Source organism: Nocardia flavorosea, from assembly GCF_015477805.1.
Lineage (GTDB): Bacteria > Actinomycetota > Actinomycetes > Mycobacteriales > Mycobacteriaceae > Nocardia > Nocardia flavorosea_A.
Window position 1 is genome coordinate 167,856 of the sequence record NZ_JADLQL010000005.1, and the last position, 25,670, is coordinate 193,525.

Below are 25,670 nucleotides of genomic sequence, written 5' to 3' on the forward strand. Positions count from 1 at the left end.
TGTACCTCGGGGCCGGGCGGGTGATCGACCGGGCCAAGTTGGACATAGGTTCAGTTCGGCCCAGACTAGTACGTGTACGGCTTGCGCGGAGCCGGAGCGACACGAGAATCCGGCGACGGGGCACCGCGGGCACTACCGGGCCGTACGCCACCACCCCGAGGTCCACCGCCCAGCGCCCACAGCCGCACCGAACAGCACTCCGGCCTGCAGCGAACCGAGAACGAGCGCCACGACCAGCACGGCCAGCAGCCCCGCACCCAGCGCTTCCAGCTTGTAGACCGGCCAGCGCGTCCCCGCGATATCGACTTCCGCCCCGGCGCGTACGGGAGCGCGGGTTTCGAGAGCCTGCGATGCGGTCATCCTGTAAGGGTACCCGTGCAGCCCATGTTCGGTCCATCGAACTTTTGTTTTTCCGCGGGCGTCTCCCGGCGGCGTGGCCACCGCGCCCCGACCCGGGAACAATCGCCGGATTCCCCGACGTTTCCCGTGGTATGCCATTGACCGGAGAATACGCACCGTCCACGTCCGATTGGGCTCGCGAACAGGCCGAGAAGATCGAGAACTCGGGGGGCACCGAGGGCACCACCTTGAACGGTATGCCCGTCATCGTGCTGACCACCGTCGGCAACAAGACCGGCAAACTGCGCAAGACCGCGCTCATGCGGGTCGAGCACGAGGGCGAGTACGCCGTCGTCGCCTCGCTGGGTGGCGCGCCCAAACATCCCGTCTGGTACCACAACATCGTCGCCGAACCGCATGTGGAACTACAGGACGGCACCGTGACCAAGGACTACACCGCCCGCGAAGTATTCGGCGCGGAAAAGGCCGTCTGGTGGGAACGTGCCGTCGCCGCGTACCCGCCCTACGCCGATTACCAGCGCAAAACCGAACGGCAGATCCCGGTGTTCGTGCTCACACCGCGCTGACGCCGGGGCTGCGGCCACCCACCGTGAAATGAACGATAACCCCAGTACAGACCACCCGCCGCAGTCCGCGACAGCGGCGGGTGGCACCATGGGGCGGGTGCCCGATGTGCTGACCCATCTGCCCGAAGCCCGTCCCGCGCTCACCGCGGACGAGATCGACGCTGCGGCCAAGCGTATCGCGGACATTATCGAGCCCACTCCGCTACAACTGTGCCCGCGGTTGTCCCAGCTCACCGGCGCGCAGGTGTATCTGAAGCGCGAGGACCTGACCGTCGTGCGGTCCTATAAGCTCCGCGGCGCCTACAACCTGGTCGTGCAACTCAGCGAGCCGGAGCGGGCCGCCGGTGTGGTCACCGCCAGCGCGGGCAACCACGCCCAGGGTGTGGCGTTCGCGTGCCGCGCGATGGGGATCACCGGCCGGATCTACGTGCCGACCACCACGCCCAAGCAGAAACGCGACCGGATCCGGGTCCACGGCGGTGAGTTCGTCGAACTCATCGCGGTCGGGGAAACCTTCGACGCCGCAGCCGCGGCCGCGGCCGCTGATGTCCGGCGCAGCGGCGCCACCATGGTGCCCCCGTTCGACGACACCCGTACCGCGGCCGGGCAGGGCACCATCGCCGCGGAGATCCTGGACCAGCTCGATACACCGCCCGATCTGGTGATCGTCCCCGTCGGCGGCGGCGGATGCCTCGCCGGAATCGGCACCTACCTGCGGGACCGCGCACCGCAGACCGGCATCCTGGGGGTCGAACCGGCCGGCGCCGCGTCCCTCACCGCGGCGTTGCTCGCGGGGACACCGGTCACCCTGCCGGAGATCGACCCGTTCGTCGACGGTGCCGCGGTGCGCCGGATCGGCAAGGTGCCTTTCGACGCGGTCTCGGGTTTCGGCGGCAGCGTTGCCGCGCATACATCGCTGCCCCTGCTCACCGGCACCGAGAATCCGCCCGGCACGGGCGCGTTCCGCGTACTGCGGGTCGACGAGGGCGCCCTCTGCACGGCCATGCTGGACCTCTACCAGAACGAGGGGATCATCGCCGAACCGGCGGGCGCCCTCGCGGTGACTGCATTGCTCGAGGCCGCCCCGGAACCCGGTTCGACGGTCGTCTGCCTGGTGTCCGGCGGTAACAACGATGTCTCCCGCTACGGCGAGGTGATCGAACGGTCCCTGGTGCATCAGGGCCTCAAGCACTACTTCCTGGTGGATTTCCCGCAGGAACCCGGTGCGCTGCGCCGCTTCCTGGACGAAGTGCTCGGCCCCGACGACGACATCACCCTGTTCGAGTACGTCAAACGCAACAACCGGGAGACCGGGGCCGCCCTGGTGGGTGTGGAACTGGGCGAACGCGGTGGGCTGCAGCCGCTGCTGGACCGGATCGCCCGCTCGCCGATCCAGTGTGAACGGCTGGAACCGGGTTCACCGGCCTACCGCTACCTGACCTGACCCCACCGGGCCCGCTGCCCACGGGTCAGGCGGCGGCTTCCCGGGGCGCGCGGCGGGCGATCCGGCGGGCCGAGCGCGCACCACCGACCACCAGGGGCAGCAGCCAGGCGAAAGCCGGCTGGTCCACGGCGAGCATTTCCAGCGACAACCGGTTGTGGGCGAACCCGACCGAGAGCCCGCTGTCCGGATCGGCCCAGCCGAAGGATCCGCCGAGCCCGATATGGCCGAAGCCGCGCGGCGCGCCGACGGTCGGCATCGCGTGGTAGCCCAGATGCCACAGCGGTCCCATGTACAGGAACAGTCCCGTATCCGGGCGGTATCGTTCGATCCGGCGAATCGCCTGCATGGTGGCCCCGGACAGGTACCGCCGGCCCCCGGCCATCCCGTCACAGGCCAGCGGCTCGTACATGGCGGCCAGCCCGTTGGCCGTGCAGACCCCGTTGGCCGCGGGCATTTCGCTGTCCAGCACCGGCGGGTTGGGCCCGGCGAGAATGGCCTCCGCCCCCGGGATGAACAGGGAACGGCTGCTCACGCCCAGGACGCCGGGAATACTCTGCAGCAGGGTGACCAGGCGCGAGCCGTGCGGGGTACCGGCGAAGGCGAAGCCGGTCCCGAAACTTTCCGCGGCCATGGTCACCGACCCCGCGGGCGGACGGCCCAGATGGATACCTTCGATCCCCAGCGGCTGCGCGACTTCCTGCTGGAACAGCTGTTTCATACTCGACCCGGTCACCGCCCGCGCCAGCCCGGCGAGCAGCCAGCCGTAGGTCATCGCGTGGTAGGCGGGTACGCCGAGCAATCGGTCGGGAGTGGCGGCGGCCAGCCGTTGCGCCATGAGCTCGTGGTCGAGCAGTTCGGAACCGTGCGCGGCCAGCGTGCCCACCCCGGACAACCCCGCCGAATGGGTGAGCACCTGCCGGACGGTGATGCAGTCTTTCTTGTTGCAGCCGAACTCCGGCCAGTATTCGGCCACGGGGGCGTCGTAGTCGATCAGTCCACGGTCGGCGAGCCGGTGCACGACGGTCGAGGCGATCGCCTTGGTCGCCGAGAAGACCATGGCCCCGGTATCGCGGGTCCACGGCCGGCCGGGCGCGGATTCCCCCGTCCAGATATCCAGAATCGGTTCCCCGTGCCGATAGACCGCCAGCGCCGCTCCGACACCCTTCCGGCCACCGTAGACCCGGGTGAATGCGGACGTCAGCCGCCGGAATCCTGCTCCGGCGGTGCCGGAATAAGCGACGCTGCTCATCCTTACACAGTAAGGTCATTCGGCGCGTTCCGGCAACGCCCGTCCCGGACGGTATACAGCGCGTCGACCCATCGCACCGGTAGAAGCCGGATGCGGCGAGATCGGACAGCGTTGACAGCGTCCGCCCGGCCCGGTACCCGAATGCCATCGTCCCGGACAGCCTCCGACCGCAAGGCGTGGAATCGGGCGAGATAATTCCGGGCCGAAGATACGAATTCGTCACCTCCGGGATTCGAAATGATTCCGGAATATTCCCTGTGCAAACTATCGAAGACACTCGATAAACATTCGGAACGGCAAAATTCTCGAAACGAATATTCGGGTGGATATAGTGGGCCGCATGACCTCCTTGGAACCGCCGATCGTGCGGGACCAGGTGCGCGACGATGCGCTCCCGGTCGCCGACGCGACCCTCTATGCCGGCTGGTTTTCCTGCCTGGCCGACCCGACCCGGGTCCGGTTGTTGCACCAGGTCGCCACGAGCCCCGCCGGAATTCATATCGGCGAAATCGCCGAAGCCCTCGGAATCGGCCAGCCGACCGTCTCCCACCATGTCCGCAAACTCATCGACGCCGGATTCGTCACGGTACACAAAGAGGGCACCGCCACACTCGTCACGGTCAATCCCGGCCGCTGTACGGAACTTCCCCATACCGCCGACGCCGTCATGGGCATCTTGACCCCCCAACCGCTGTGCCCCGCCGATCTCCCCCCGGACGTCACGGTGCGCGAGCTGGGCGGTGCCGACTGGCCCGCGGTCCGGGCCATCTACGCCAGCCGCGGCACCACCTATCCGGCGGTCTTCGCCACCGAAGCACCCGAGCGCGCGGATCTGGACCGGCAGTGGCTGCCGGGCCACCGCTGGGTCGCCGAAACCGGCGGCCGGATCGCCGGCTGGGCCGCCCTCACTCCGGTTTCCGGACAGGAGTTCTATCGCGATATCGCCGATAGTTGCGTAATGGTCGCCGACGATCTGGAGGGCCGGGGTATCGGTACCGCACTGCTGCGCCGGCAGGTGATGGCCGCCGAGGACGCCGGACTGCGCACACTGCAGACAACCCTGTACCCGGAGGACCGGACCGGTATCTCGGTCCATCACGCGGCAGGGTTCCGCACGGTCGGGATCCGGGAGCGGATCGGCCGATTCGAAGGGCGCTGGCGCGATGCCGTGCTGCTCGAACGCCGCAGTCCGCTCAACTGAACCCGGCCCGCCCGCGGATCACCGGCCGGTGCGCACCGGTCGCAGGATCACCTTCAACCACATGGTCGACAGACCGCACAGCACACACAACACCGCCACCACCGCGGTCACCCAGTCGAGAAACGACAACCCGCCGATTCCGTGATCGCCCAGGACGGCGAGCGGATGGACACCCGTAGCCAGCATGGCGACGGTGCCGAACAGCGACACCAGGGAAGTCGGCACCCAGCGCATCCAGCGGAACGGCCGCACCGCCTCGTCCGGCGCCCGGCCGGAGAACACCTGCTCCACCCGAAACCAGGCCACACAGTTCGGGACGAGCACGGCCAGATCGATCAGCAGGGCCGCCAGCGCGATACCGAGCGCCGCGCGCGGAACAGCGGTCACCGGCCACGCCACCGGCAGCACACCGCTCACCAGCCCGCACACGGCGAGCACTACCCCGGCCGCCGCGCCCCCCGACCACACCACCGACCATTTCCACCGCGACGCCGCCAAAACGACCGTATCGGCGCGCTCATCCCGCGTGCACGCGTCATACCACCCGGGCGCACCCGCCGAAATCCTCATAGAACTGCCCCGTACGAATCGATCGTGTTACGACGGTGCCGCTTACCGCCCGGTATCCGGTCTCCGCCTGTCCGCCGACCCTATCCGCCGGACCCGCCCCGCGGAACCTTCCGCGATACCCGGCCGCGAGGCGGCGCGAACCACCTCCGCGAAATCCGGGATCGGCCTGGGCGCGCCGATGCCGGACCTGCCCCGACGGCCCGGCCCCGCAGACCCTCCCGACCTCGGTGCGCACCCCGAGCATGGTGCGGACGCGCACGGATCGGCCTCGCGGTACCAGTCCCGCCCGGGCCGCCGGAACCGGATATCGGCGCGATCGCGTCACCGGCGGGACCTACCCGCGGACCCGTATCCGGCACCTACCCGATGCACTACCCCGGTCAGGACGAAATCCAACGCGACGGGCACCACGCCGGTCCCGCAGGACACCACTGGAACAGATACCAGCACAACCCGCTCCCGGGCGGGCGGGACAGCCTACGGGCCCGCATCCGGCACCTACTCGAAGCACAATCCCGGGCGGAGCAGATCAGAACGCCACGGAGTACCGGTGGAATCGGGTGCCGGCGCGACCCAAGGGGCACGTAGCGCACGAGTGGCAGGCAGCGGCGGGTGAGAACACCGGACGGCCGCTATTTCGCTCGGGCTGAGCCGAATTCGCCGGCGGGGCCCGGAAATGCCTGTTCGTGCGGGTAAGGCGAGCGCAGGCACGGTCGTGGACATCCGACCAGGGGTGTCCGGCGCTCGGTAGACCGGGGTTTAGGGTTGTCGATCATGGCCAGACTGTCCCGTGCGCTGCTCGCGGCGCTGCTGCTCGCCGTCGCGCTGCTCGCGACGGCATGCGGTGGCGGCGATACCGGAGGTGGTGAGGAGGCCGCCGCCCGTGATCTGTGCGCGCCACCCGGACCCGAGGCGGCGTCGGCGGCGCCGGAGAAACTGAGCGCGCCCGGCGGCGGGTCTGCGGATCGGTTCACCACACCGTCCACCGTCCCGGTCGAATCGGTGGATATCTCCCGGCTGGGCCTGATCGAGCCCGGTGTGCTGAGCGTGGGCACGCTCTCGGACGCGCCGCCGAGTATCTGCGTGAACTCGGCCGGTTCGTTCACCGGTTTCGACAACGAACTGCTGCGGGCGGTGGCGGCGGAACTGGGCTTGCAGGTGAAGTTCGCCGGAACCGAGTTCGCCGGTCTGCTGGCCCAGGTCGCCGGTAAACGCTTCGATGTCGGCTCGTCCAACATCACTACCACCGATGCCCGGCGCGAGCAGGTCGGTTTCACCAACGGCTACGATTTCGGCTACCACTCGCTGGTGGTGCGGGACGGGAGCCCGGTCCAGGGATTCGACGATCTGGGTCCGGGTTCGCGGGTCGCGGTGGTGCAGGGCACTGTTCAGGACGAGTACGTGGTGAACGAACTGGGTCTGGACCCGGTCAAGTTCCCCGACTACAACACGGCCTACGCGAATGTGAAAACCGGCCAGGTGGATGCCTGGATCGCCCCGTCCGCGCAGGCCGACGGCGCGATCGCACCGGGCGATGGCACCTCGGTGGTGGAGAATTCGTTCAGCCTGGAAAATTTCGCGGCCTGGGCGGTCGCGAAGAACAACCAGCCGCTGATCGACGCGCTCAACGCGGGCTTGGACGCGGTGATCGCCGACGGAACCTACGCCCGCCTCTACACCGACTGGGTGCCCCGGGAACTACCGCCCGGCTGGAAGCCCGGGTCCAAGGCCGCGCCCGCTCCGGACCTTCCGGATTTCGCGGCGCTGGCCGCCGAACGCGAACCGCAGGAGCACACCCGGCAGGCGCCGAAATCGACGCTGGAACAGTTGCGTGACACCTTCTTCGACTGGTCGCTGTACAAGCAGGCGTTCCCGGAGCTGTTCAAGACCGGGCTGCCCAACACCCTGATCCTGGCGGTGGTCTCCGCGATCCTGGGCACCGCGCTCGGCATGCTGCTGGCGGTGGCGGGCATATCACGGACCCGCTGGCTGCGCTGGCCCGCCCGGATCTACACCGATATCTTCCGGGGACTGCCCGCGGTGGTGATCATCTTGATCATCGGTCTCGGCATCGGGCCGGTGGCCGCCGGGATCACCGGCAACAACCCCTACTGGCTGGGCGCGGTGGCGCTGGCCCTGCTCGCCTCGGCCTATATCGGTGAGATCTTTCGGTCCGGGATCCAATCGGTGGAGCCAGGCCAACTGGAGGCGGCGCGCGCGATCGGCTTCGGTTACCGGCAGGCGATGACGCTGGTGGTGATCCCACAGGGCGTGCGCCGGGTACTGCCGGCCCTGATGAACCAGTTCATCGCCCTGATCAAGGATTCCTCGCTGATCTACTTCCTGGGCCTGCTCGCCACCCAGCGCGAACTGTTCGCCGTGGGCCGGGATCTGAACGCGCAGACCGGGAACCTGTCCCCGCTGGTCGCCGCCGGGCTCGTCTATCTCCTGCTGACCATTCCGCTGACGCATCTGGTGAACTACATCGACCACCGGATGCGCACCGGCCGCCCCGACCAGCCGATCGACCCGGCCGAACAGCAGACCATCACGGAAGGGCGGGGGTAGCCGATGAGTTCCTCGTTGACCGGTACCGGATTACATCTGCGGCTGGGTAACAACCAGATCCTGCGCGGCGTGGACATCCATGTGGAAGCCGGCCGGACCACCACCGTCATCGGGCCGTCCGGGTCCGGTAAGTCCACCCTGCTGCGGGTCCTCAACCGGCTCTACGAACCGGATTCCGGCGATATCCTGCTCGACGGCGAATCGGTGCTCGCCGAGCATCCCGACCGGCTACGCCAGCGCATCGGAATGGTGTTCCAGCAGTTCAACCTGTTCCCGCATCGGACGGTCGCCGACAATATCGCGCTGGGACCGCGCAAACTGCGCGGACTGAGCAAGGAGGAATCGCGCGCGCTGGCGCTGGAACAGCTCGAGGTGGTGGGTTTGGCCGGTAAAGCCGATTCCCGGCCCGCCAACCTCTCCGGCGGCCAGCAGCAGCGGGTGGCGATCGCGCGGGCGCTGGCCATGAAACCCGACATCATGTTCTTCGACGAAGCCACCTCCGCACTGGACCCGGAGCTGGTCAAAGGCATCCTGGCCGTGATGTCGGAGCTGGCCGCGGGCGGTATGTCGATGATCGTCGTGACCCACGAAATGGGTTTCGCACGCAGCGTTTCCGACCATGTCGTATTCATGGACGCCGGCCAGGTGGTGGAATCGGGCCGGCCCGATGCCCTGTTCGACAATGCCGAGACACCTCGGCTGCGCCGCTTCCTCGATCAGGTGCTCTGAGGCTCGGCGCAAATCACCGGATGCCTCGCCCGGTCGGGTCGGCAGGCGGCGCCGGTGGGGCGAACACCCCGCTCGCCCGATACCGGCTCGGCGGGCGCCGTGCGCGTCCGGTGCTCAGCGTTGCCGCCAGCTCAGCGGGCCGGGCAGATCCACACTGTTCTTCTTCGTCCGGGAGTTCCACGACCACGGGCCGATCTTGATTCCCCAGGACGACATACCCGACTGGGTGAAATTGAACTTCAGCGGTCCGAAGGATGTGCGTTTACGGAACCTGATGGGCATGATCGACCTCCCTGACTCGGCCCCAGGATAGCGGTTCGGGGTATTCCCCCATGGCCTTCGAGCACGCCGGGTGCCAGAGTGGAAGATGTGGGAATCTACCGCGATCGTTTCGTACCCCGCCTGGTGAATGTGGCCTGCGGGATGAAGGCGAACGAGCCGCTACGCGAGCGGGTGTGCTCTGGATTGTCGGGCCGGGTGCTCGAGCTGGGTTTCGGGTCCGGGTTGAACGTGCCGTTCTATCCGCCGGCCGTCGCCTCGGTGAGCGCGGTCGAACCGGCCGATCTGGGCTGGAAGCTCGCGGCCGGGCGGCTGGCCGCGAGCCGGGTACCGGTCGAACGTGCAGGTCTGGACGGGCAGCGGTTACCGTTCCCCGCGAACAGCTTCGACAGCGCGCTGTCGACCTGGACCATGTGCACCATTCCCGATATCGATGCCGCCCTCGCCGAAGTGCGCCGTGTCCTGGTGCCCGGCGGTACCTTGCATTTCGTCGAGCACGGTCTCGCACCGGATCCGTCGGTCCAGCGCTGGCAGCACCGGCTCGACCCGCTCCAGCAGCGGATCGCGGGCGGCTGCCATCTGAACCGCGATATCGCGGCCATCATCCGGGCCAGTGGTTTCGAGATCCGCGAACTGGACGTCTTCAAGGGGCAGGGGCCCGCGTTCATCGATTCCCAGTCGCTCGGCGTCGCCGCGGCACCGTGAACCGGCTGCCGCGGCCCCGGTGGGTACGGTCGCCGGGCCAGCGAACGCTGCGCCCGGGGTAATGAGGATCGCGCGGCCACCGCGCTCCTCCTGGGCTCGACCACCGGCGAGCGGGGCAACCCATGGACCAGAGCTGCCGCCCACCGGTATCGGCTCAGGTCAGGCAGCCGGGCCCCAGCAGGGCCTTCAGATCGCCCATGAGGGCCGACGACGGTTCCACCCGGAGACTGTCGTCGAGTTTGAGCAGGGTGGTCTTTTCCCGGGCGCCGACATGCCGCACGTGCACGTCCGAGGTTCCGGGATGCCGGGAGAGCACCCGTTTCAGCTCGCTGATCTTGTCCCTGGTGCACATCCGGGTGGAGATCGTCACCGCCAGCGGTTTCGCCACCCCGATCGCGGAGAGGTCCGGGACCGCGAGATCGTTGGCGATGAGCGAGATCCGATCGTCACGCATCGAGACCCGGGCCTTCACCAGCACCACCGCGTCCTCCACCACATCCATCCCGTAGACGGAGTAGGCCTGCGGGAAGAACAGCACCTCGATACCGCCGGTGAGATCCTCGAGCTGCGCCGAGGCCCACGCCAGACCGTTTTTGTTGATCCGGCGGTTCACCGAGGCCAGGATGCCGCCGACGGTCACCTGGGTACCGTCTTTGATATCGCCCTCGAGAATCGCCGGGATCTGGGTGTCGGCCGCGGCGGCGAGCACATGGTCGATTCCGTTGAGGGGATGGCCGGAAACGTAGAGGCCGAGCATCTCCCGTTCCAGCGCGAGGCGATGTTTGCTATCCCATTCCTCGTCGGGGACCTTCACATCGAACACCGAGGACATGGATTCCTCGCCCTCTTCGCCCATTCCACCGAAAAGGTCGAACTGGCCGATGGCCTCGGCCTTCTTGGTGGACATCACCGCGTCGATGGCATCGGAGTGCACCAGCATGAGCCCCTTGCGGGGATGGCCCAGATCGTCGAAGGCACCGGCCTTGATCAGTGATTCGGTGACCTTCTTGGTGCAGGCGACCGTATCGATCTTGTTCAGGTAATCGGAGAAATCGGTGAACTTCGATTTCTCGGCCCGCGCCGCGATGATCGACGACACCACGTTGGTACCGACATTGCGGACCGCGCCCATGCCGAAGCGGATGTCCTTGCCGACCGAAGTGAAGTTGTGCTCGGACTCGTTGACATCCGGCGGCAGTACCGTGATCCCGAGGCGCCGGCAATCCGCCAGATAGACCGCGGCCTTGTCCTTGTCGTCACCGACACTGGTGAGCAGCGCGGCCATGTACTCCGCGGGATAGTTGGCCTTGAAGTAGGCGGTCCAGTACGACACCAGGCCGTAGGCGGCGGCATGGGATTTGTTGAACGCGTATCCGGCGAACGGGAGGATGGTGTCCCACAGCGCCTTGATGGCGGCCTTGGAGAAACCGTTCTCCTGCATCCCCTTCTCGAAACCCTCGAACTCCTGCTCGAGGACCTCGGCCTTCTTCTTACCCATCGCGCGGCGCAGGATATCGGCTCGTCCGAGCGAGTATCCGGCCACTTTCTGGGCGACGTGCATGATCTGCTCTTGGTAGACGATCAGGCCGTAGGTTTCGCCGAGGATTTCGCTCAGCGGTTCCTCGAGCTCCGGGTGGATCGGTTTGACCTCTTGGCGCTTGTTCTTGCGGTCGGCGTAGTCGTTGTGCGCGTTCATGCCCATCGGACCGGGGCGATACAGCGCGCCGACGGCCACGATGTCCTCGAAGGCGGTGGGCTGCATCCGGCGCAGCAGATCGCGCATCGGCCCACCGTCGAGCTGGAACACGCCCAGGGTGTCGCCGCGGGCGAGCAGTTCGAAGGTCTTCGGATCGTCCAGCGGCAGCGAATCCAGGTCGACGTCGACACCGCGGTTGGATTTGGCGTTGTCGATCGCGTCGCCGAGCACCGTGAGGTTGCGCAGGCCCAGGAAGTCCATCTTCAGCAGGCCGATGGCCTCACAGGACGGATAGTCCCAGCCGGTGATGATGGCGCCGTCCTGAGCCCGCTTCCACACCGGGATTGCGTCGGTGAGCGGCTCCGACGACATGATCACTGCGCAAGCGTGCACGCCCGCGTTGCGGATCAGGCCCTCCAGGCCCTTCGCCGTGTCGTAGATCTTGGCGATATCCGGGTTGGACTCGATGAGCGTGCGGACCTCGGCGGCCTCTTTGTAGCGCTCGTGTTGCGGATCGGTGATCCCCGCAACCGAGATGTCCTTGGCCATGATCGGCGGCGGCAGCGCCTTGGTGATCTGGTCGGCGATCGCGAAACCCGGCTGCCCGAAGAGTACCCGGGCGGAATCCTTGATGGCCGCCTTGGTCTTGATGGTGCCGAAGGTGATCACCTGGGCGACCCGGTCGCTACCCCACTTCTCGGTGGCGTAGCGGACCATCTCACCGCGGCGGCGATCGTCGAAGTCGATATCGATATCGGGCATCGATACGCGCTCGGGGTTGAGGAAGCGCTCGAACAGCAGACCGTGCGGCAGCGGGTCGATATTGGTGATCTTGAGCGCGTAGGCGACCAGCGAACCGGCCGCCGAACCACGACCCGGACCGACCCGGATACCGACCTCGCGGGCATAGTTGATCAGGTCACCGACGACCAGGAAGTAGGCCGGGAAACCCATCTCCAGGATAACGCCGATCTCGTAATCGGCCTGGTCGAGGTACTTCTGCGGGACACCGTCCGGGAAGCGGTATTCCAGCCCGCGCGCGACCTCCTTGCGCAGCCACGACGCCTCGGTCTCCCCTTCGGGGACCGGAAATTTGGGCATCCGGTCGCGGTGGGTCCAGATTTCCTCGTAGGACTCGACGCGTTCGCCGATCAGCACCGTGTTGTCGCAGGCGCCGGGCACCTCGGCATCCCAGAGTTCCCGCATCTCCGCGGCCGACTTCAGGAAATAGCCGCTACCACCGAATTTGAACCGGTTCGGATCCGACAGCGTCTTACCGGTCTGGATACACAGCAGCGCTTCGTGATTGGTCGAATCGGATTCGTGCACGTAATGGCAGTCGTTGGTGGCCAGCGGCGGGATACCCAGCCGCTTGCCGATCTCGATCAGGCCGGAACGAACCCGCGTCTCGATGGACAGGCCGTGGTCCATCAGCTCGAGGAAGAAGTTCTCCTTGCCGAAGATCTCCTGCCACTTCGCGGCGGCCTCGAGCGCCTCGCGCTCGTGCCCCAGCCGCAACCGGGTCTGCACCTCGCCGGACGGGCAGCCGGTGGTGGCGATGATGCCTTCGGCATGCGCGGCGATGAGCTCCTCGTCCATCCGCGCCCATTTGCCGAGCTGGCCCTCGATACTGGCCAGCGACGACAGCTTGAACAGATTGCGCAGGCCGGTCGCGTTCTCGGCGACCATGGTCATATGGGTGTAGGCACCCGAACCCGAGACATCGTCGCCCTTCTGGCTCGGATCGCCCCACTGGATACGTTTGGTGTCGAACCGGGAGCCGGGCGCGATATAGGCCTCGATCCCGATGATCGGTTTGATCCCGGCCTTCTTCGCCGAGTTGTAGAACTCCGCGGCGCCGTACATGTTGCCGTGGTCGGTCATCCCGACCGCGGACATCCCGAGGCGTTGGGCCTCGGCGAACAGCGGTGAGATCTTGGCGGCACCGTCGAGCATCGAGTACTCGGTGTGGTTGTGCAGATGAACGAATCCGGACGAGGCCAAGATCTGTCCTTCCTCCCAGTGGCTCGGCGGGGGTTGGTGTAGCGAGTTTATGCGTACGCACCGACAGCTTCGCCGCCGGATCGGCCTGCCGGGCGGGCCCCGGCGTGTCGCCTCCCCGGTGACCTTGCGGCACCGCCGAATCGGCCACCGGCCGGGCCGGACGCTGGTAGGGTCGGGCCGCGTCACGATCGGATCCATCGGCATTCGGAGGTTCGACTGCACCACACCGGCCCGGACCGTCCGAGGACCGACCCCGCAAAGCCCACGAACGACCAGCGAGGTGAACGATGACAGCACGTACGACGGCGTTCGCTCTCCCGGCCGCCGCGGCGGCGCTGACGGTGGGGGCGCTCACGGTCACCGCGGCGCCCGCGGCGGCGGACGGCGGCTCGTTCCAGCCCGTCTATTCGCTCGCGCAGGGCGCCTGCGTCGCCCAACTCGACACGTCGGTCACCGGCGACGCCTACCCGGAGCACGCGGCATTCACCGTTTCGACCATCATGTTCGGCATCGGCCCGTGCAGCCTGCCGGTCACCCTGAACTGGCGCAATCTCGATACCGGCGCCACCGGATCGGTCACGCAGACGGCGAACGGGCCCGGGCACTGGATGAACGACGGGCGCTCCGCACTGTTCCGTCCCGGCGTGGGCCGGTTCACCGCGACCGTCACGGTCGGCGCCGCGCACATACCAGAACCGGGTTCGGTGGACTTCACCGTGACCGAGTACCGGGGGTGAGCGGCAGCCCGCAACAGCGCGAAGGGCTTGTCGCGAACAGTTCGGCGCATCCGCTGTGGCCCGGCCAGGCCGCGCCCCCGCACACCGATCCACCGGCTCGCCGGCTCGGGCCGGTTATCGCCTCCGGAGAAGGTTTCCCGCAGCAATGGCGGTTGCTGCGGGAAGCGTGAGACGATGACCGGCCCCGGCCGGCGAGCCGGTCGGTCCGGCCCCGGCCGCAACCGCCGGGCCCTGCTGTGTGCCGGCCGATATCGTCGAACGCGCACCGGAGCCGATCCGGCGGGTCGGGGGCGCGACCGCGCCGGGCAATACGCTTTCGGGCCCGGTCGGTGAGTATGGGTATGCCGAGCCGTCGCATTTCGTGCATCATGCGGCTGCCGGACCCATACGAGAAAAGGATGGCCGAATGGCGGCGACCGTCGTGGCGATCTGTACCTCCGCGGCTCTGCTCGCGGCGGCGCTGCTGATCTGGGCCCGGCCACGCCGGATGGTCACCACGCCCGCGGAGCGCGCCGTACACGCGGCCCTGCACACCGCGTCGCTCGCGGCCCGGTCGCTGCGCCGCGGGCTCACCGCCGATTCGGCCTTCGACGCCGCCCCGCATCTGCGGGCGCTGGTCGGGGCCGAGGGGCTCGGGGTGGCCGGCCCCGACGGTGAACTCCTGGCCTGGGACGGCGCGCATCGGGTATCGCCGGATGAATTCACCACGGCGGCCCGGGAAGCCGTCGCCGGGCGGCGACCGGTGCTCGTCCATCTGCCCGACACCGAGCATCCGGGCCGCACCCTGGTCGCGCAGCCGCTGCTCACCGACAGCGACGCGGTGGCGGGGGCACTGGGTATGGTCACCTCGGCCCGGCCGGGGCCCGGCACCCTCGGCGCGCTGGCCGAAGTGGCCCGCTACGCGTGCGGTCAACTGGAATTGGCCGAACTCGATGCGTCCCGGGCCCGGCTGGACCGGGCCGAGGTACGAGCGCTGCGGGCGCAGATCAGCCCGCATTTCATCTACAACGCCCTCAATACCATCGCCTCGTTCGTCCGTACCGATCCCGCGCGGGCCCGCGAGCTCATCCTGGATTTCGCCGATTTCACGCGCTATTCGTTCCGGGTGGCCGGTGAATACACCGTGCTCGCCGACGAACTCAGCAATATCGAACGGTATCTGGACCTGGAACGCGCCCGGTTCGGGCCGGCGCTGCAGGTGCGGTTGCGGATCGCACCGGAGGTGCTGGGGGTGACGCTGCCGTTCCTCGCTTTGCAGCCGCTGGTCGAGAACGCGGTCCGGCACGGATTGGCGGGCCGGCCGGGTGGCGGCACGGTGACCATCGAAGCACTCGACGCCGGCACCGACTGCCTGATCAGCGTGGAGGACGACGGCGCCGGAATGGACCCGGAGGTGCTGCGCTCGGGGACACTGGACGCTGCCGGAGACGCCGGCGAGGCACCGCATATCGGGCTGGCCAATGTGGACGATCGGTTACGCGCCGCCTTCGGCAACGACTACGGACTGGTGGTGGATACGGCGCCGGGCGCGGGCACCAAAGTAAGTATGCGAGTGCCGAAGTTCCGGGCCGGAATCCGGCCCTGAGCGCGAGAAAGGACCGGGCCCCGTTCACCCTCACAGAACGGGGTCCGGCCCTCGGTGCCGGGAATCATCCGCCCGGATGCCGCCGGCCCGGCATCCGGGCCCCGGGCTCAGTGCACGACGGCTTTCTCCGCGCCCACACCGGTCAGTGCCCTGACCTCCATTTCCGCGGCCTTGGCCGGATCCTCGTCACCGCCGAGATAGGTACCCACCACACCGAGCACGAAAGCCAGCGGGATCGAGACGATGCCCGGGTTCGACAGCGGGAACCAGTCGAAATCCATACTCGGCAGCATGGCGCTCGCCGATCCGGATACCGCCGGGGAGAACACGATGAGCACGATCGTGGAGATCAAACCGCCGTACATGCTGAACAGTGCGCCCCGGGTGTTGAAGCGGCGCCAGAACAGCGAGTACAGGATGGTCGGCAGATTGGCCGAGGCGGCGACCGCGAAGGCCAGCGCCACCAGGAACGCGATGTTCTGCCCGTTGGCCAGGATGCCCAGCGCGATGGCCAAGACGCCGATCACCACGGCGGTGATCCGGGAAACCCGCACCTGGGCGTTCTCGTCCACCTTGCCGCGGCGGATCACATTGGCGTAGATATCGTGCGCGAACGACGCCGAGGCGGTGATGGTGAGCCCGGCAACCACCGCCAGGATGGTCGCGAAGGCCACCGCGGAGATGACCCCGAGCAGGATCACCCCGCCCAGTTCGAAGGCCAGCAGCGGGGCGGCCGAGTTCTGCCCACCGGCCGCGGAAAGGATGCGGTCGGGTCCGACCAGGGCCGCCGCGCCGTAGCCCAGAACCAGGGTGAACAGGTAGAAGGCGCCGATCAAGCCGATCGCCCAGACCACCGAGCGGCGGGCTTCTTTCGCGGTCGGCACCGTGTAGAAGCGCATCAGCACATGCGGCAGACCCGCGGTTCCGAGCACCAGGGCCAGCCCCAGCGACAGAAAGTTCAGTTTCGACATCTCGCTGCCGCCGTATTGGGCGCCGGGCGCCAGTACGTCGCGGGCGGCGACCTTCGGATCCGTGGATCCGGTGATGGCGCTCTGTGCGCCGCTCAGGATCCCGGACAGGTCGAACCCGAACTTCGCCAGCACCATCACCGTCATCACGGCCGCGCCCGCGATGAGCAGGACTGCCTTGATGATCTGCACCCAGGTGGTGCCCTTCATCCCGCCGACCAGCACGTAGACGATCATCAGCACGCCGACGACGGCGATCACCAGGGCCTGCCCGGCCTCACTCGATACGTTCAGCAGCAGCGCCACCAGACCGCCGGCCCCGGCCATCTGCGCGAGCAGGTAGAACAGCGATACCGCCAGCGTCGTGATCGCGGCCGCGGTCCGCACCGGGCGCTGCTGCAACCGGAAGCTCAGCACATCGGCCATCGTGAATTTGCCGGTGTTGCGCAGCATTTCGGCCACCAGTAGCAGCGCCACCAGCCAGGCCACCAGGAAACCGATCGAGTACAGGAACCCGTCGTAACCGTAGACCGCGATAGCACCGGCGATACCCAGGAAGCTCGCGGCGGACAGATAGTCGCCGGCGATGGCGATCCCGTTCTGCGGCCCGGTGAATCCGCGGCCGCCGGTGAAATAGTCGGTGGCGCCGGAGGTGTTGCGGCCGGCCCAGAACACCACCACCATCGTGACGACGACGAACAGGGCGAAGATGCCGATATTGGCCGCGGGATTGCCGACCGTGCCTTCTGCGGCGTACAGCGTGGTCACGACCCGCTTCCTTCCAGTTCGGCGCGCAGCGCGGCGGCGCGCGGGTCCAGTTCCCGGTTGGCGAACCGGACATAGAGACCGGTGATGAGGAAAGTCGAGACGAACTGTCCCAGGCCGAGCAGCAGCCCGATATTGACCTCGCCGAATACCTCGGTGCCCATGAAATCGTGCGCGTAGGCGCCCAGCAGCACATAGCCGAGATACCAGAGCAGGAACAGGGCGGTCATCGGGAAAATGAAGCGGCGCAGCCGATTGCGGAGTTCGGTGAACTCCGGGCTGGCTTGTGCTGCGACGAAATCGGGGGGCGTCGTGGGCTGCCCGCCGCTGTCGTCGAGATCCGTGTCGGTCATGCCGGTCCTCGCAATGTGATGTGTGTTACCTGAACTGAAGCTAGCCAGCCCGGTACGGCGAGAACAGATGTGATGATGGTCACTCGGTGAAGGTATGCGACTGTGCGGTGAATGGTCGCTGTGATGCGGTGAGCGGTCGGGGCCGGATCGCGCAAAGAGCCCGGGCGACGGCTTCAGCGATCCGATCGCGTTCCCGGTTCCCGGTCGGCGCCCATGCCGAGACGTTCCGGCGCGTGCATACCGACGAAAACCCGTCCCACCTCGGGAGGTTTCGCGGTGAACCGGCTGACCAGCACCATTGTCGCGAACGACAGCGGTACCGCGACGGCCGCGGGATAGCCGAGTACCGCCGCCGGCCAGCCACCGGCCAAATCCGCGGGGACACCGCCGAATACCGAGACCACGGTCGCGCCGCCCGCCACGACCCCGCCGGCTACCAGTCCCGCCACCGCGCCCGCCGCGGTGAGCCCACGCCACCAGATCCCCAGTACCAGCAGCGGGCACAGGGTGGACGCGGCGAGCGAGAAGGCCAGACCCACGGTGCGCGACAGATCGAGTGAGACCACCGACAGTGACAACGCCAGCGGAACCGCGCCCGCGGCCAGTGCCGCCAGCCGGAAATCCCGGATCCGCCCGCGCAGCACATCCGTGCTCAGCACGCCCGCGATACTCACCACCAGCCCCGAGGAGGTCGACAGGAACGCGGCCATCGCCCCCGCCGCGACCAGTGCTGCCAGCAACTGTCCCGGCAAGCCGGCCAGCGCCGAGGACGGCAGCAGCAGGACCGCGGCATCGGAGGTCCCGGTGATCAGCAGCTGCGGTACGTAGAGACGCGCGAAAACCCCGAGCAGAACCGGGAACAGGTAGAACACGCCGACCATCGCGATCACCGTCAGCGCGGTGGTGCGCGCGGCCCGGCCGTCCCGGTTGGTGTAGAAGCGGACCAGGACGTGCGGGAGACCCATGGTGCCCAGGAAGGTCGCGATCATCAGCGAGTACACCTGGTACTGCGGATGGGGCCCCGCGAAACCGCCGCCCGGCCGCAACCAGTGCGCCCCGTCGGCCGGCGCACCCGCCACCACCGGAACCGCCGAACCTGCTTCGAGGACCAGCCGGGTATCGCGCGCCAGCTCGTGGCTACCCGCGGTGAGCAGCACCCGCCCGTCCACCGGGCGGTCGTCGAGTTCTCCGTGCACCGAAACCCACTGCGGCGCCGGTAGCTGCACCAGCACCGGGGTCGTCACTTCCACGGTCGTACGTTCATCGACCGTCGGCGGGGCCGCCGCGCCGATCTCCCGTTCCGTCGCACCGCTTCCGAAGAAATGCATCAGCAGGACAAGGGCGGGCAACGCCACCGCGGTCAGCTTCAACCAGTACTGGAAAGCCTGGACAAGGGTGATCGACCGCATCCCGCCACCGACCACATTCGCCACCACGATCGCGGCGACCGCCACCGCCCCGACCCAGCCGGGCACCCCGAGCAGAATACGCAGGGTCAGGCCGGCGCCCTGGAACTGCGGGATCACATACACCGCGCACACCAGCACCACCACCAGCGCCGCGAACCGGCGCGCCCGCGCCGAACCCAGCCGGAACTCGGCGAAATCGGGGACGGTATAGGCGCCGGAGCGCCGCAGCGGCGCCGCCACGAACAGTAGCAACGCCAGATAGCCCGCAGTGAATCCCACCGGATACCACAGGGCGTCGGCGCCGTATTTGGCGATCAGCCCCGCCACACCGAGAAACGACGCGGCCGACAGGTACTCGCCCGATACCGCGGCGGCGTTCCACCGCGGACCGACACTGCGCGAGGCCACCAGGAAATCGGAGGTGGTGCGCGCCCAGCGGACCCCGTACACACCGAGGAACACCGTCGCGACCGCCGCCGCCAGCAATGCGGCCACGGTGAGCCCGGACGCGTTCACCGTGTACCCGCCACACTGGGATATCCGGGCCGGGCCGGATACCGCCGCTTGCCGAGGTCCGACATCCGCGCCACACGGTACTGGCAGACACCGCCGGACACGCCGGTCGAAGCGACCGGCCGACGCCCGCGACCGCGGAGCCCGCGGACCACACGCGATCGGCGCCACTCCCAGAGTGCCGTCATGGCACAGTCACCGGACCGGAGCCCGCGCGCCGAACCCCGGCCACGGGCCTCACCCAACCGGCGGCGACTTCCCCCTGGTGCCCGCACCGCACACCCCCGCCGAAGTCTGTATATCCGGGCTGACCACGGCAGCACCCCAGTCCGCCGACCTTGGCCACGCACAGCTTGCGGTTTGCCCGGTTTCGGGCCTTGACGTTTACCGGACAGGGAGTCGAACCCGTTCCGATACGCCGCTCGGGCGTCCTGACAGGCTCGCACCAGCACCACCGACGACACCTGCGACAGCCACGCCCGCTCGGGGGTGCGTTCGGCCTCGGTGACCACCCGCCGCTGGAGCTCGGCATCGGATAGGTTCACCCGGGTAGGTGCGCAGCTTCGCGGGCGCGGAGATTGTCGTTGTACACCACCCGCGCACAGTGACGACGACCAACGATACAAACCCTCGAGCCCCTGATCACGAAGCGGTTGATGCGCTATCCCGGCCCTGAAGGACAGAGCCTGCGCGCTACGTTTCACGGTCAATCTCTCGTGAGCTCGAGGAAATCGTGCTCGTTGCGTTCGGCGAGCCGCACATAGATCCGGCCGGTGAGCCACAGCAGCGGGTATGCCGCACCGCCCAGCAGAAGCCACGGCAGCCGGATCCCGAGGATCACCGTCTCGGCGATCGTGGTCACCCGGAACAGCAGCGGCAGCGCCGCGAGCAGCAGGGCCGTCACCAGTGCACAGCTCAACGCCAGCCCGAGTTGCGCGCGGATCAGACCGCCGATCAGCGCCGCCCCGATCTCGGTCTGCTCGGCGACCTCCACCCGCGTGCGTACCCGCCGCGCGCCGCGGCGTTCGGCGAGTACCACCCGCTCACGCGGGCCTCTGGGGGGCGGGCCGATCATCGCCGGTCCGGATGCGGGCCCTGCACCAGCCGCTGTTTGAGCTCGCGGACCTGGCGCCGGCTCACCGGTAGCTCCACCATTGCGGCGCCGCGCAGGCAGACCCGGGTCGCCGCGCCGACCGTGCGCAGACCGGTGACCCGGTCCAGGGCCACCAGATACGACCGGTGCACCCGCAGGAACCCGTCCCGCCAGCGTTCCTGCAGTGCCGACAGCGGGATCCGGACCAGATGCGAACCGGTATCGGTGTGCAGGCGCGCATAATCGCCTTCGGCCTCCACCCAGCTCACCTGTGATCGATGCACCAGCGTGGTGACCCCGCCGAGTTCCACCGGGATCACCTCGTTGTTCCCGGCGGGCGCCGGCTCCGGTCCGCTGCGGGCGCGCCGGTCCGCGACCCGCCGCAATGCGGCGCCCAGCCGTTCCTGCCGCACCGGTTTGAGCAGGTAGTCCACCGCGCCGAGGTCGAACGCCGCCACCGCGTGGTCTTCGTGGGCGGTGACGAAAACGATCGCCGGCGGATCGGCGAATTCGGCGAGCACCCCCGCCAGTTCCATTCCGTCCAGGCCCGGCATATTGATATCGAGGAAAACCACGTCGGCGCCGTGGGCGCGCAGTATCCGCAGCGCGCCGGTCGCGTCGGCGGCGCCGTGCAGTTCGGTCACCGCGGGTTCGGCGCGGAGGAGATACAGCAGCTCGTCCAGCGCCGGCGGCTCGTCGTCCACGGCCAGCACCCGCATCCGCCCGACCTTTCCTGCTACATCGACCCGATCATGGTAATCATCGACACCGGGCAGCGGGGGCCGGTCCGGGTATCCGGGCGCGCACGGCGCCGCGGGCGGACCGGGCCGGGTCAGGACCCGAGCTGGTCCATTCGCCGCTGCATTTCCTCCGGTTCGATATCTTCCACATGGGTGGCCACCGTCCACTGATGCCCCCACGGGTCGACGAACGATCCGGTGCGGTCGCCGTAGAACTGGGTTTCCGGGGCGCTGATCTCGGTGGCCCCGCCCGCCAGCGCGGTGGTGTAGGCGGTATCCATATCCGCGACGTAGACGTACAGGTTGACCGGTGTACCGCCGACCGAATGCGGATCGCGGAAGGCCATATCGGGTGCCGGATCGCCGAGCATCAATACGGAGTTGCCGATGAGCAGCTCGCAGTGCATCACCGTGCCGTCGGGTCCGGGGATGCGCATCCGCTCGGTGGCCCCGAAGACGCGTTTGTAGAACTCGACCGCGTCGGCGGCGCCGGCGATCGCCAGACCGGGTGAAATGGTCGGATAACCTTCGGGAATCGGGGGGACATCGGACATCGCAAGACCTCCGGTCTCGGATCGGATTGTCGGACACTGCGAGCCTAGGCCCGCACCACAGCGATTGCCGGTGACCGACACAACCGGCCGGTATCAGTCGCCCCAGCTCACGTTGGTCTCGATGACCTGCCGCAGCTCGGTGGCGTTGCGCGGGTTCCGGTAGAACTGGTGCCCGCCGATGCTGATCGACCCGGCGACCGGAAGCGGCAGCCCCAGGTCGACGGTGATCTCACCGCTGCCCCGCATCGTGTAGTCCTCGATATCGAGCGTACCGGCCGCGTTCGGCAGATCCCAGGTACTGGATTTCGGCGTCTGGGTGACGTCGAGCCGGATGGACAGCCGGCCGCCGTCCCGGGCCACGAGCGTGGCGGTGGTGACCTGGTCCAGGTCCACCCCGCCGCGGACCGTCTGGCGCACCTGCCAGACCGCCCCCACCCCCACCGGCTCGTCGGGGAACGTGATCGACCGGTATACCGCCTGGTAGAAAGCCTGTTCGAGCGCGACCCGCGCCGAGTTGGAGGTTTCCGGCGAGGGCGCCAGCCGCAGCGCGGTGATCCCGCCGAGTTCGCTCATCTCCAGCCCGGCATGCGAACCGTCGGCCGCGGTGAGCGCCTCCGACAGCGCCGGATCGGGGGTGGTGACCTCGCCGAGGGTCAGCTCCACTCCCTCGGAATCCGCGGTGGCGGTCATCGGGATGGTGAGCGCGGGACTGGAGAAGTCGCGGACCTGCTGGGAATCGATCTGCTGCTGGATGTGGTGGTCGGTGCGCAGGGTAACCGCCTGGATCGTGCCCTCGTAGTAGGAGGGGCGCAGGAGCGTCCGGGGTTCGCTACCGGGATCCACCACGCTCACCTCCGCCGCGGCGATCGGCACCGTCACCTCGTTACCGATACCGAGGGGTTCGGTCCCGTCCGCCTCGGCTGCCGATTCCCCGGTGTCACTGCACCCGGCCCCGAAGGTGGTCAGTCCCAGCGCGAGAACCAGCATCAGCACTCTGGACCGCGCTTGGCGGGCCGAAGAAAGCGAACACAACACCGTCACGCCCGACAGCCTACGAGGCGTTCCTGAGGAAGGGCTGGGACATTCGGGGCGACCATACTGAGGAACACCGATGCGGGCACTGTGCGCACCGGTGCGGGTGCCCACGTGCCGGGCCGGGCTGCCTCGAGAGATGATGGTCGGCGTGAACAAGGACCGTACGCGCGAGCAGGACCCCGACCGCCCGAGTGGGGACGGACCACAGCCCCGCCAACGGCTGCCGCTCCTGCTGACGATCGCGGTGACCCTGTTCACGCTGGATCTGGTCACGAAGATCGTGGTCGTCGAGCAGATCCAGCCCGGTGAACGGATTTCGCTGATCGGCGATTTCGTGCAGCTCGTCCTGGTACGTAATCCGGGGGCCGCGTTCTCGATGGCCACCGGGATGACCTGGCTGCTCACGCTCATCGCGGCCGCGGTCGTGATCGGTGTCCTGCGGATCGGCCGCACCCTGCGTTCGCCGCTGTGGGCGATCGGCCTCGGCGGAGTACTCGGCGGGGCGTTCGGCAACCTGATGGACCGGCTGTTCCGGGCGCCGGGCCCGATGCAGGGGCATGTGGTCGATTTCTTCTCGGTCGGCTCATTTCCGGTGTTCAACGTGGCCGATTCGTCGATCGTCTGCGGCGCGATCCTGCTGGTGGTGCTGACGGTGTTCGGTTTCGAACCCGACGGCACCCGCTACCACCGCGACCCCGCCGCCGAGGACTCCACCGTTTCCGAAGCGGCACCGTCCGCGACCACGCAGGCCGATCCGCCCGATGATCCCGGCCCCGGGAGCGGCGAGACCGGCGAATCGCCCGAGCCCGATCGTGGTGAGCCCACGGGCGGAGCCGGTGACCCCGCGGCCGCCCGCACCGGCAAGGACACCGCCGCATGAGGGAAACCAGGACCATGCCCGTCCCCGACGGGCTCGACGGAATGCGAGTGGACGCCGGACTGGCGCGGTTGCTCGGCCTCTCCCGGACGGCCGTGGCCGCACTCGCCGAGGAGGGGTCGGTCCAGCTCGACGGTGTGGCCGCCGGAAAATCCGATCGGCTCACCGCCGGTGCGTGGCTCGAGGTGGTGTTCCCCGAACCCCGCCGCGAGCTGACCATCGAGGCCGAGCCCGTGAAGGGGATGAAAATCCTCTACGCCGACGACGATATCGTCGCCGTCGACAAACCGGTCGGCGTGGCCGCGCACGCCGGCGTCGGCTGGAGCGGACCCACTGTGGTGGGCGGCCTGGCCGCGGCCGGGTACCGGATCTCCACCTCCGGCGCGCACGAGCGGCAGGGCATCGTGCACCGCCTCGATGTCGGCACCTCCGGGGTCATGGTGGTGGCGCAGTCCGAGCATGCCTACACCGTGCTCAAACGCGCCTTCAAACAGCGCACCGTGGACAAGCGCTATCACGCGCTGGTGCAGGGCCATCCCGATCCCAGCAGCGGCACCATCGACGCGCCGATCGGCCGCGCCCGGGGCGGCGACTGGAAATTCGCGGTGACCTCCGACGGCCGGCCCAGCATCACCCACTACGACACGGTGGAGGCGTTCCAGGCCGCCAGCCTGCTCGATATCCACCTGGAAACGGGTCGTACGCACCAGATCCGGGTGCATTTCTCGGCGATCCGGCACCCCTGCTGCGGGGATCTGACCTACGGTGCGGACCCGCGGCTGGCCGAACGGCTCGGGCTGCAACGCCAATGGCTGCACGCCCGTTCATTGGGCTTCCAGCATCCGGCCGACGGCCGCTACCTGGAGATCACCAGCGACTACCCGGACGACCTCGCCGGGGCGTTGCGCATCCTGCGCGAGGCCTGACCCGCCGTGCCCGCCGACCACGATCCCGCGGCGCGGCCGCCCGCTGAGGGGCGCGCCGGACCGGGGTCCGCAGCCCGGCGTGACCGGCTGCGCGCGCTCGGTTTCGCTGCCGCGGCCGCGGTATTCGCGGCTACCGTCGTCGCATTGGGCATTGCGAACCCGCCCGTCCCGGACAGTATCTCCACCGATCGGCTCGGACCCGAAACGGGTGAACCGATCGCGCACTACCTCGACCGCGCCCGCGATTCGCTGACCGGCGCCGATACGGGTGACCGCTGGGCGCTGGTCTCGTTCACCGATTACCGGACCGCCGCCGCTCTCACCGGCCTGCCGGACGGTGTACGGGTGAGCCAGGCGCTGTATCAGGTACCGCTCCCTCGTGTGGCTACCCCGCTGGTGGCCGTCCAGGTTCCCGCCGGGGCGACCGCGCTGTCCCGGTCCGGCACGGATGCGGCCTGGCAGTTGACCGACCGCCGTCGCTACACCGCCGACGGCACGCGCGGGGCGCAGGTCCTGGACGTGTCGATCGCCCGGCTCCGGGCCGGCTGCGCCTGCTCGCCCGGCCTGGTCGTGCGGGCACCGCTGTCCCGGCTGCGCGAACTGGCCGAACGGCCCGGTATCCGTGCGATCCAGGCCCTCCCGGCCGATGCCGTCGCCGGACGGTTCGCCGTGGCGCCCCTGCTCCCCGACAGCGCGGACCCGGTCGCCCCGCCGCCCGACGACGGTCCCGTACCTGCTGGTTGA

24 protein-coding genes are annotated in these 25,670 nt (G+C 68.4%); 12 read left to right on the plus strand and 12 right to left on the minus strand.

What is annotated here, in order from left to right; all coding sequences use genetic code 11:
- Positions 1 to 132: 132 nt before the first annotated feature.
- Positions 133 to 360, minus strand: a complete 228-nt coding sequence (locus tag IU448_RS22395) for a hypothetical protein (RefSeq protein ID WP_195057644.1) — start codon at positions 358 to 360, stop codon at positions 133 to 135.
- A gap of 131 nt (positions 361 to 491) precedes the next feature.
- Between IU448_RS22395 and IU448_RS22400 the strand changes: the two genes are divergently transcribed.
- Together IU448_RS22400 and ilvA are read left to right on the plus strand one after the other, a co-directional pair.
- Positions 492 to 926, plus strand: coding sequence for a nitroreductase family deazaflavin-dependent oxidoreductase (locus IU448_RS22400; RefSeq protein WP_195057645.1), 435 nt, complete (start codon positions 492 to 494; stop codon positions 924 to 926).
- A gap of 88 nt (positions 927 to 1,014) precedes the next feature.
- Positions 1,015 to 2,370, plus strand: a complete 1,356-nt coding sequence (ilvA, locus tag IU448_RS22405; RefSeq protein ID WP_195057924.1) for a threonine ammonia-lyase IlvA — start codon at positions 1,015 to 1,017, stop codon at positions 2,368 to 2,370.
- Positions 2,371 to 2,395: 25 nt separating this feature from the next.
- Here the strand turns inward: ilvA and IU448_RS22410 are convergent, their stop codons facing one another.
- The gene (locus tag IU448_RS22410) at positions 2,396 to 3,619 is read right to left on the minus strand and encodes a serine hydrolase domain-containing protein (protein WP_195057646.1); all 1,224 of its coding nucleotides are present in this window, start codon (positions 3,617 to 3,619) and stop codon (positions 2,396 to 2,398) included.
- Between the two features lie 340 nt (positions 3,620 to 3,959).
- On the opposite strand from IU448_RS22410, the gene IU448_RS22415 reads away from it, so the two are divergent.
- Entirely contained in the window at positions 3,960 to 4,820 is an 861-nt protein-coding gene (locus tag IU448_RS22415; RefSeq protein WP_195057647.1) for a helix-turn-helix domain-containing GNAT family N-acetyltransferase, read from the plus strand.
- 18 nt (positions 4,821 to 4,838) lie between these two features.
- On the opposite strand, the gene IU448_RS22420 is transcribed toward IU448_RS22415, so the two are convergent.
- Positions 4,839 to 5,291, minus strand: a complete 453-nt coding sequence (locus IU448_RS22420) for a hypothetical protein (RefSeq protein WP_195057648.1) — start codon at positions 5,289 to 5,291, stop codon at positions 4,839 to 4,841.
- 873 nt (positions 5,292 to 6,164) lie between these two features.
- Here IU448_RS22420 and IU448_RS22425 point away from each other — a divergent pair.
- Both IU448_RS22425 and IU448_RS22430 read left to right on the plus strand, forming a co-directional pair.
- A complete protein-coding gene (locus IU448_RS22425; RefSeq protein WP_195057649.1) occupies positions 6,165 to 7,958 on the plus strand; it encodes an ABC transporter substrate-binding protein/permease in 1,794 nt (597 codons plus the stop codon).
- Positions 7,959 to 7,961: 3 nt separating this feature from the next.
- Positions 7,962 to 8,687 (plus strand): amino acid ABC transporter ATP-binding protein, encoded by a 726-nt coding sequence (locus tag IU448_RS22430; protein WP_195057650.1) that lies wholly within the window; start codon positions 7,962 to 7,964, stop codon positions 8,685 to 8,687.
- 114 nt (positions 8,688 to 8,801) lie between these two features.
- Here the strand turns inward: IU448_RS22430 and IU448_RS22435 are convergent, their stop codons facing one another.
- Positions 8,802 to 8,969: a DUF4236 domain-containing protein gene (locus IU448_RS22435; protein ID WP_081595447.1), complete on the minus strand. Its 168-nt coding sequence runs from the start codon at positions 8,967 to 8,969 to the stop codon at positions 8,802 to 8,804.
- A gap of 87 nt (positions 8,970 to 9,056) precedes the next feature.
- On the opposite strand from IU448_RS22435, the gene IU448_RS22440 reads away from it, so the two are divergent.
- Positions 9,057 to 9,671 (plus strand): class I SAM-dependent methyltransferase, encoded by a 615-nt coding sequence (locus IU448_RS22440; RefSeq protein WP_195057651.1) that lies wholly within the window; start codon positions 9,057 to 9,059, stop codon positions 9,669 to 9,671.
- 154 nt (positions 9,672 to 9,825) lie between these two features.
- On the opposite strand, the gene dnaE is transcribed toward IU448_RS22440, so the two are convergent.
- Positions 9,826 to 13,371 (minus strand): DNA polymerase III subunit alpha, encoded by a 3,546-nt coding sequence (gene dnaE, locus IU448_RS22445; protein WP_267467226.1) that lies wholly within the window; start codon positions 13,369 to 13,371, stop codon positions 9,826 to 9,828.
- A 287-nt stretch (positions 13,372 to 13,658) separates the two neighbouring features.
- On the opposite strand from dnaE, the gene IU448_RS22450 reads away from it, so the two are divergent.
- The 3 genes from IU448_RS22450 to IU448_RS22460 all read left to right on the plus strand — a co-directional run bounded on the left by IU448_RS22450 (position 13,659) and on the right by IU448_RS22460 (position 15,693).
- A complete protein-coding gene (locus IU448_RS22450; RefSeq protein ID WP_195057652.1) occupies positions 13,659 to 14,108 on the plus strand; it encodes a hypothetical protein in 450 nt (149 codons plus the stop codon).
- Positions 14,105 to 14,278, plus strand: a complete 174-nt coding sequence (locus IU448_RS22455) for a hypothetical protein (protein ID WP_195057653.1) — start codon at positions 14,105 to 14,107, stop codon at positions 14,276 to 14,278. The genes IU448_RS22450 and IU448_RS22455 overlap by 4 nt, the downstream gene beginning before the upstream one ends.
- Positions 14,279 to 14,514: 236 nt before the next feature.
- Positions 14,515 to 15,693, plus strand: coding sequence for a sensor histidine kinase (locus tag IU448_RS22460; RefSeq protein WP_195057654.1), 1,179 nt, complete (start codon positions 14,515 to 14,517; stop codon positions 15,691 to 15,693).
- A gap of 107 nt (positions 15,694 to 15,800) precedes the next feature.
- Here IU448_RS22460 and IU448_RS22465 read toward each other — a convergent pair whose 3' ends face one another.
- The 7 genes from IU448_RS22465 to IU448_RS22495 all read right to left on the minus strand — a co-directional run bounded on the left by IU448_RS22465 (position 15,801) and on the right by IU448_RS22495 (position 23,129).
- Positions 15,801 to 17,429 (minus strand): cation acetate symporter, encoded by a 1,629-nt coding sequence (locus IU448_RS22465; RefSeq protein WP_195057655.1) that lies wholly within the window; start codon positions 17,427 to 17,429, stop codon positions 15,801 to 15,803.
- Positions 17,426 to 17,779 carry a DUF485 domain-containing protein gene (locus IU448_RS22470; protein WP_195057656.1) on the minus strand — a complete coding sequence of 118 codons (354 nt, stop codon included), beginning with the start codon at positions 17,777 to 17,779 and terminating at the stop codon, positions 17,426 to 17,428. The genes IU448_RS22465 and IU448_RS22470 overlap by 4 nt, the downstream gene beginning before the upstream one ends.
- A 173-nt stretch (positions 17,780 to 17,952) precedes the next feature.
- The gene (locus tag IU448_RS22475; RefSeq protein ID WP_195057657.1) at positions 17,953 to 19,704 is read right to left on the minus strand and encodes a cation acetate symporter; all 1,752 of its coding nucleotides are present in this window, start codon (positions 19,702 to 19,704) and stop codon (positions 17,953 to 17,955) included.
- A gap of 703 nt (positions 19,705 to 20,407) precedes the next feature.
- The gene (locus tag IU448_RS22480; RefSeq protein WP_195057658.1) at positions 20,408 to 20,776 is read right to left on the minus strand and encodes a hypothetical protein; all 369 of its coding nucleotides are present in this window, start codon (positions 20,774 to 20,776) and stop codon (positions 20,408 to 20,410) included.
- A complete protein-coding gene (locus tag IU448_RS22485; RefSeq protein ID WP_195057659.1) occupies positions 20,773 to 21,513 on the minus strand; it encodes a LytR/AlgR family response regulator transcription factor in 741 nt (246 codons plus the stop codon). The genes IU448_RS22480 and IU448_RS22485 overlap by 4 nt, the downstream gene beginning before the upstream one ends.
- A gap of 113 nt (positions 21,514 to 21,626) precedes the next feature.
- The gene (locus IU448_RS22490; protein WP_195057660.1) at positions 21,627 to 22,088 is read right to left on the minus strand and encodes a VOC family protein; all 462 of its coding nucleotides are present in this window, start codon (positions 22,086 to 22,088) and stop codon (positions 21,627 to 21,629) included.
- 93 nt (positions 22,089 to 22,181) lie between these two features.
- Positions 22,182 to 23,129, minus strand: coding sequence for a hypothetical protein (locus IU448_RS22495; RefSeq protein ID WP_324188676.1), 948 nt, complete (start codon positions 23,127 to 23,129; stop codon positions 22,182 to 22,184).
- A gap of 133 nt (positions 23,130 to 23,262) precedes the next feature.
- Here IU448_RS22495 and lspA point away from each other — a divergent pair, with 133 nt between their 5' ends.
- Genes lspA through IU448_RS22510 form a run of 3 tightly spaced genes read left to right on the plus strand, consistent with a single transcriptional unit; the run spans position 23,263 to position 25,670 of the window.
- Positions 23,263 to 24,003, plus strand: a complete 741-nt coding sequence (lspA, locus tag IU448_RS22500) for a signal peptidase II (RefSeq protein WP_416383038.1) — start codon at positions 23,263 to 23,265, stop codon at positions 24,001 to 24,003.
- Positions 24,000 to 24,926 carry an RluA family pseudouridine synthase gene (locus tag IU448_RS22505; RefSeq protein ID WP_195057661.1) on the plus strand — a complete coding sequence of 309 codons (927 nt, stop codon included), beginning with the start codon at positions 24,000 to 24,002 and terminating at the stop codon, positions 24,924 to 24,926. The genes lspA and IU448_RS22505 overlap by 4 nt, the downstream gene beginning before the upstream one ends.
- Before the next feature lie 6 nt (positions 24,927 to 24,932).
- Positions 24,933 to 25,670, plus strand: a complete 738-nt coding sequence (locus IU448_RS22510) for a hypothetical protein (protein ID WP_280456819.1) — start codon at positions 24,933 to 24,935, stop codon at positions 25,668 to 25,670.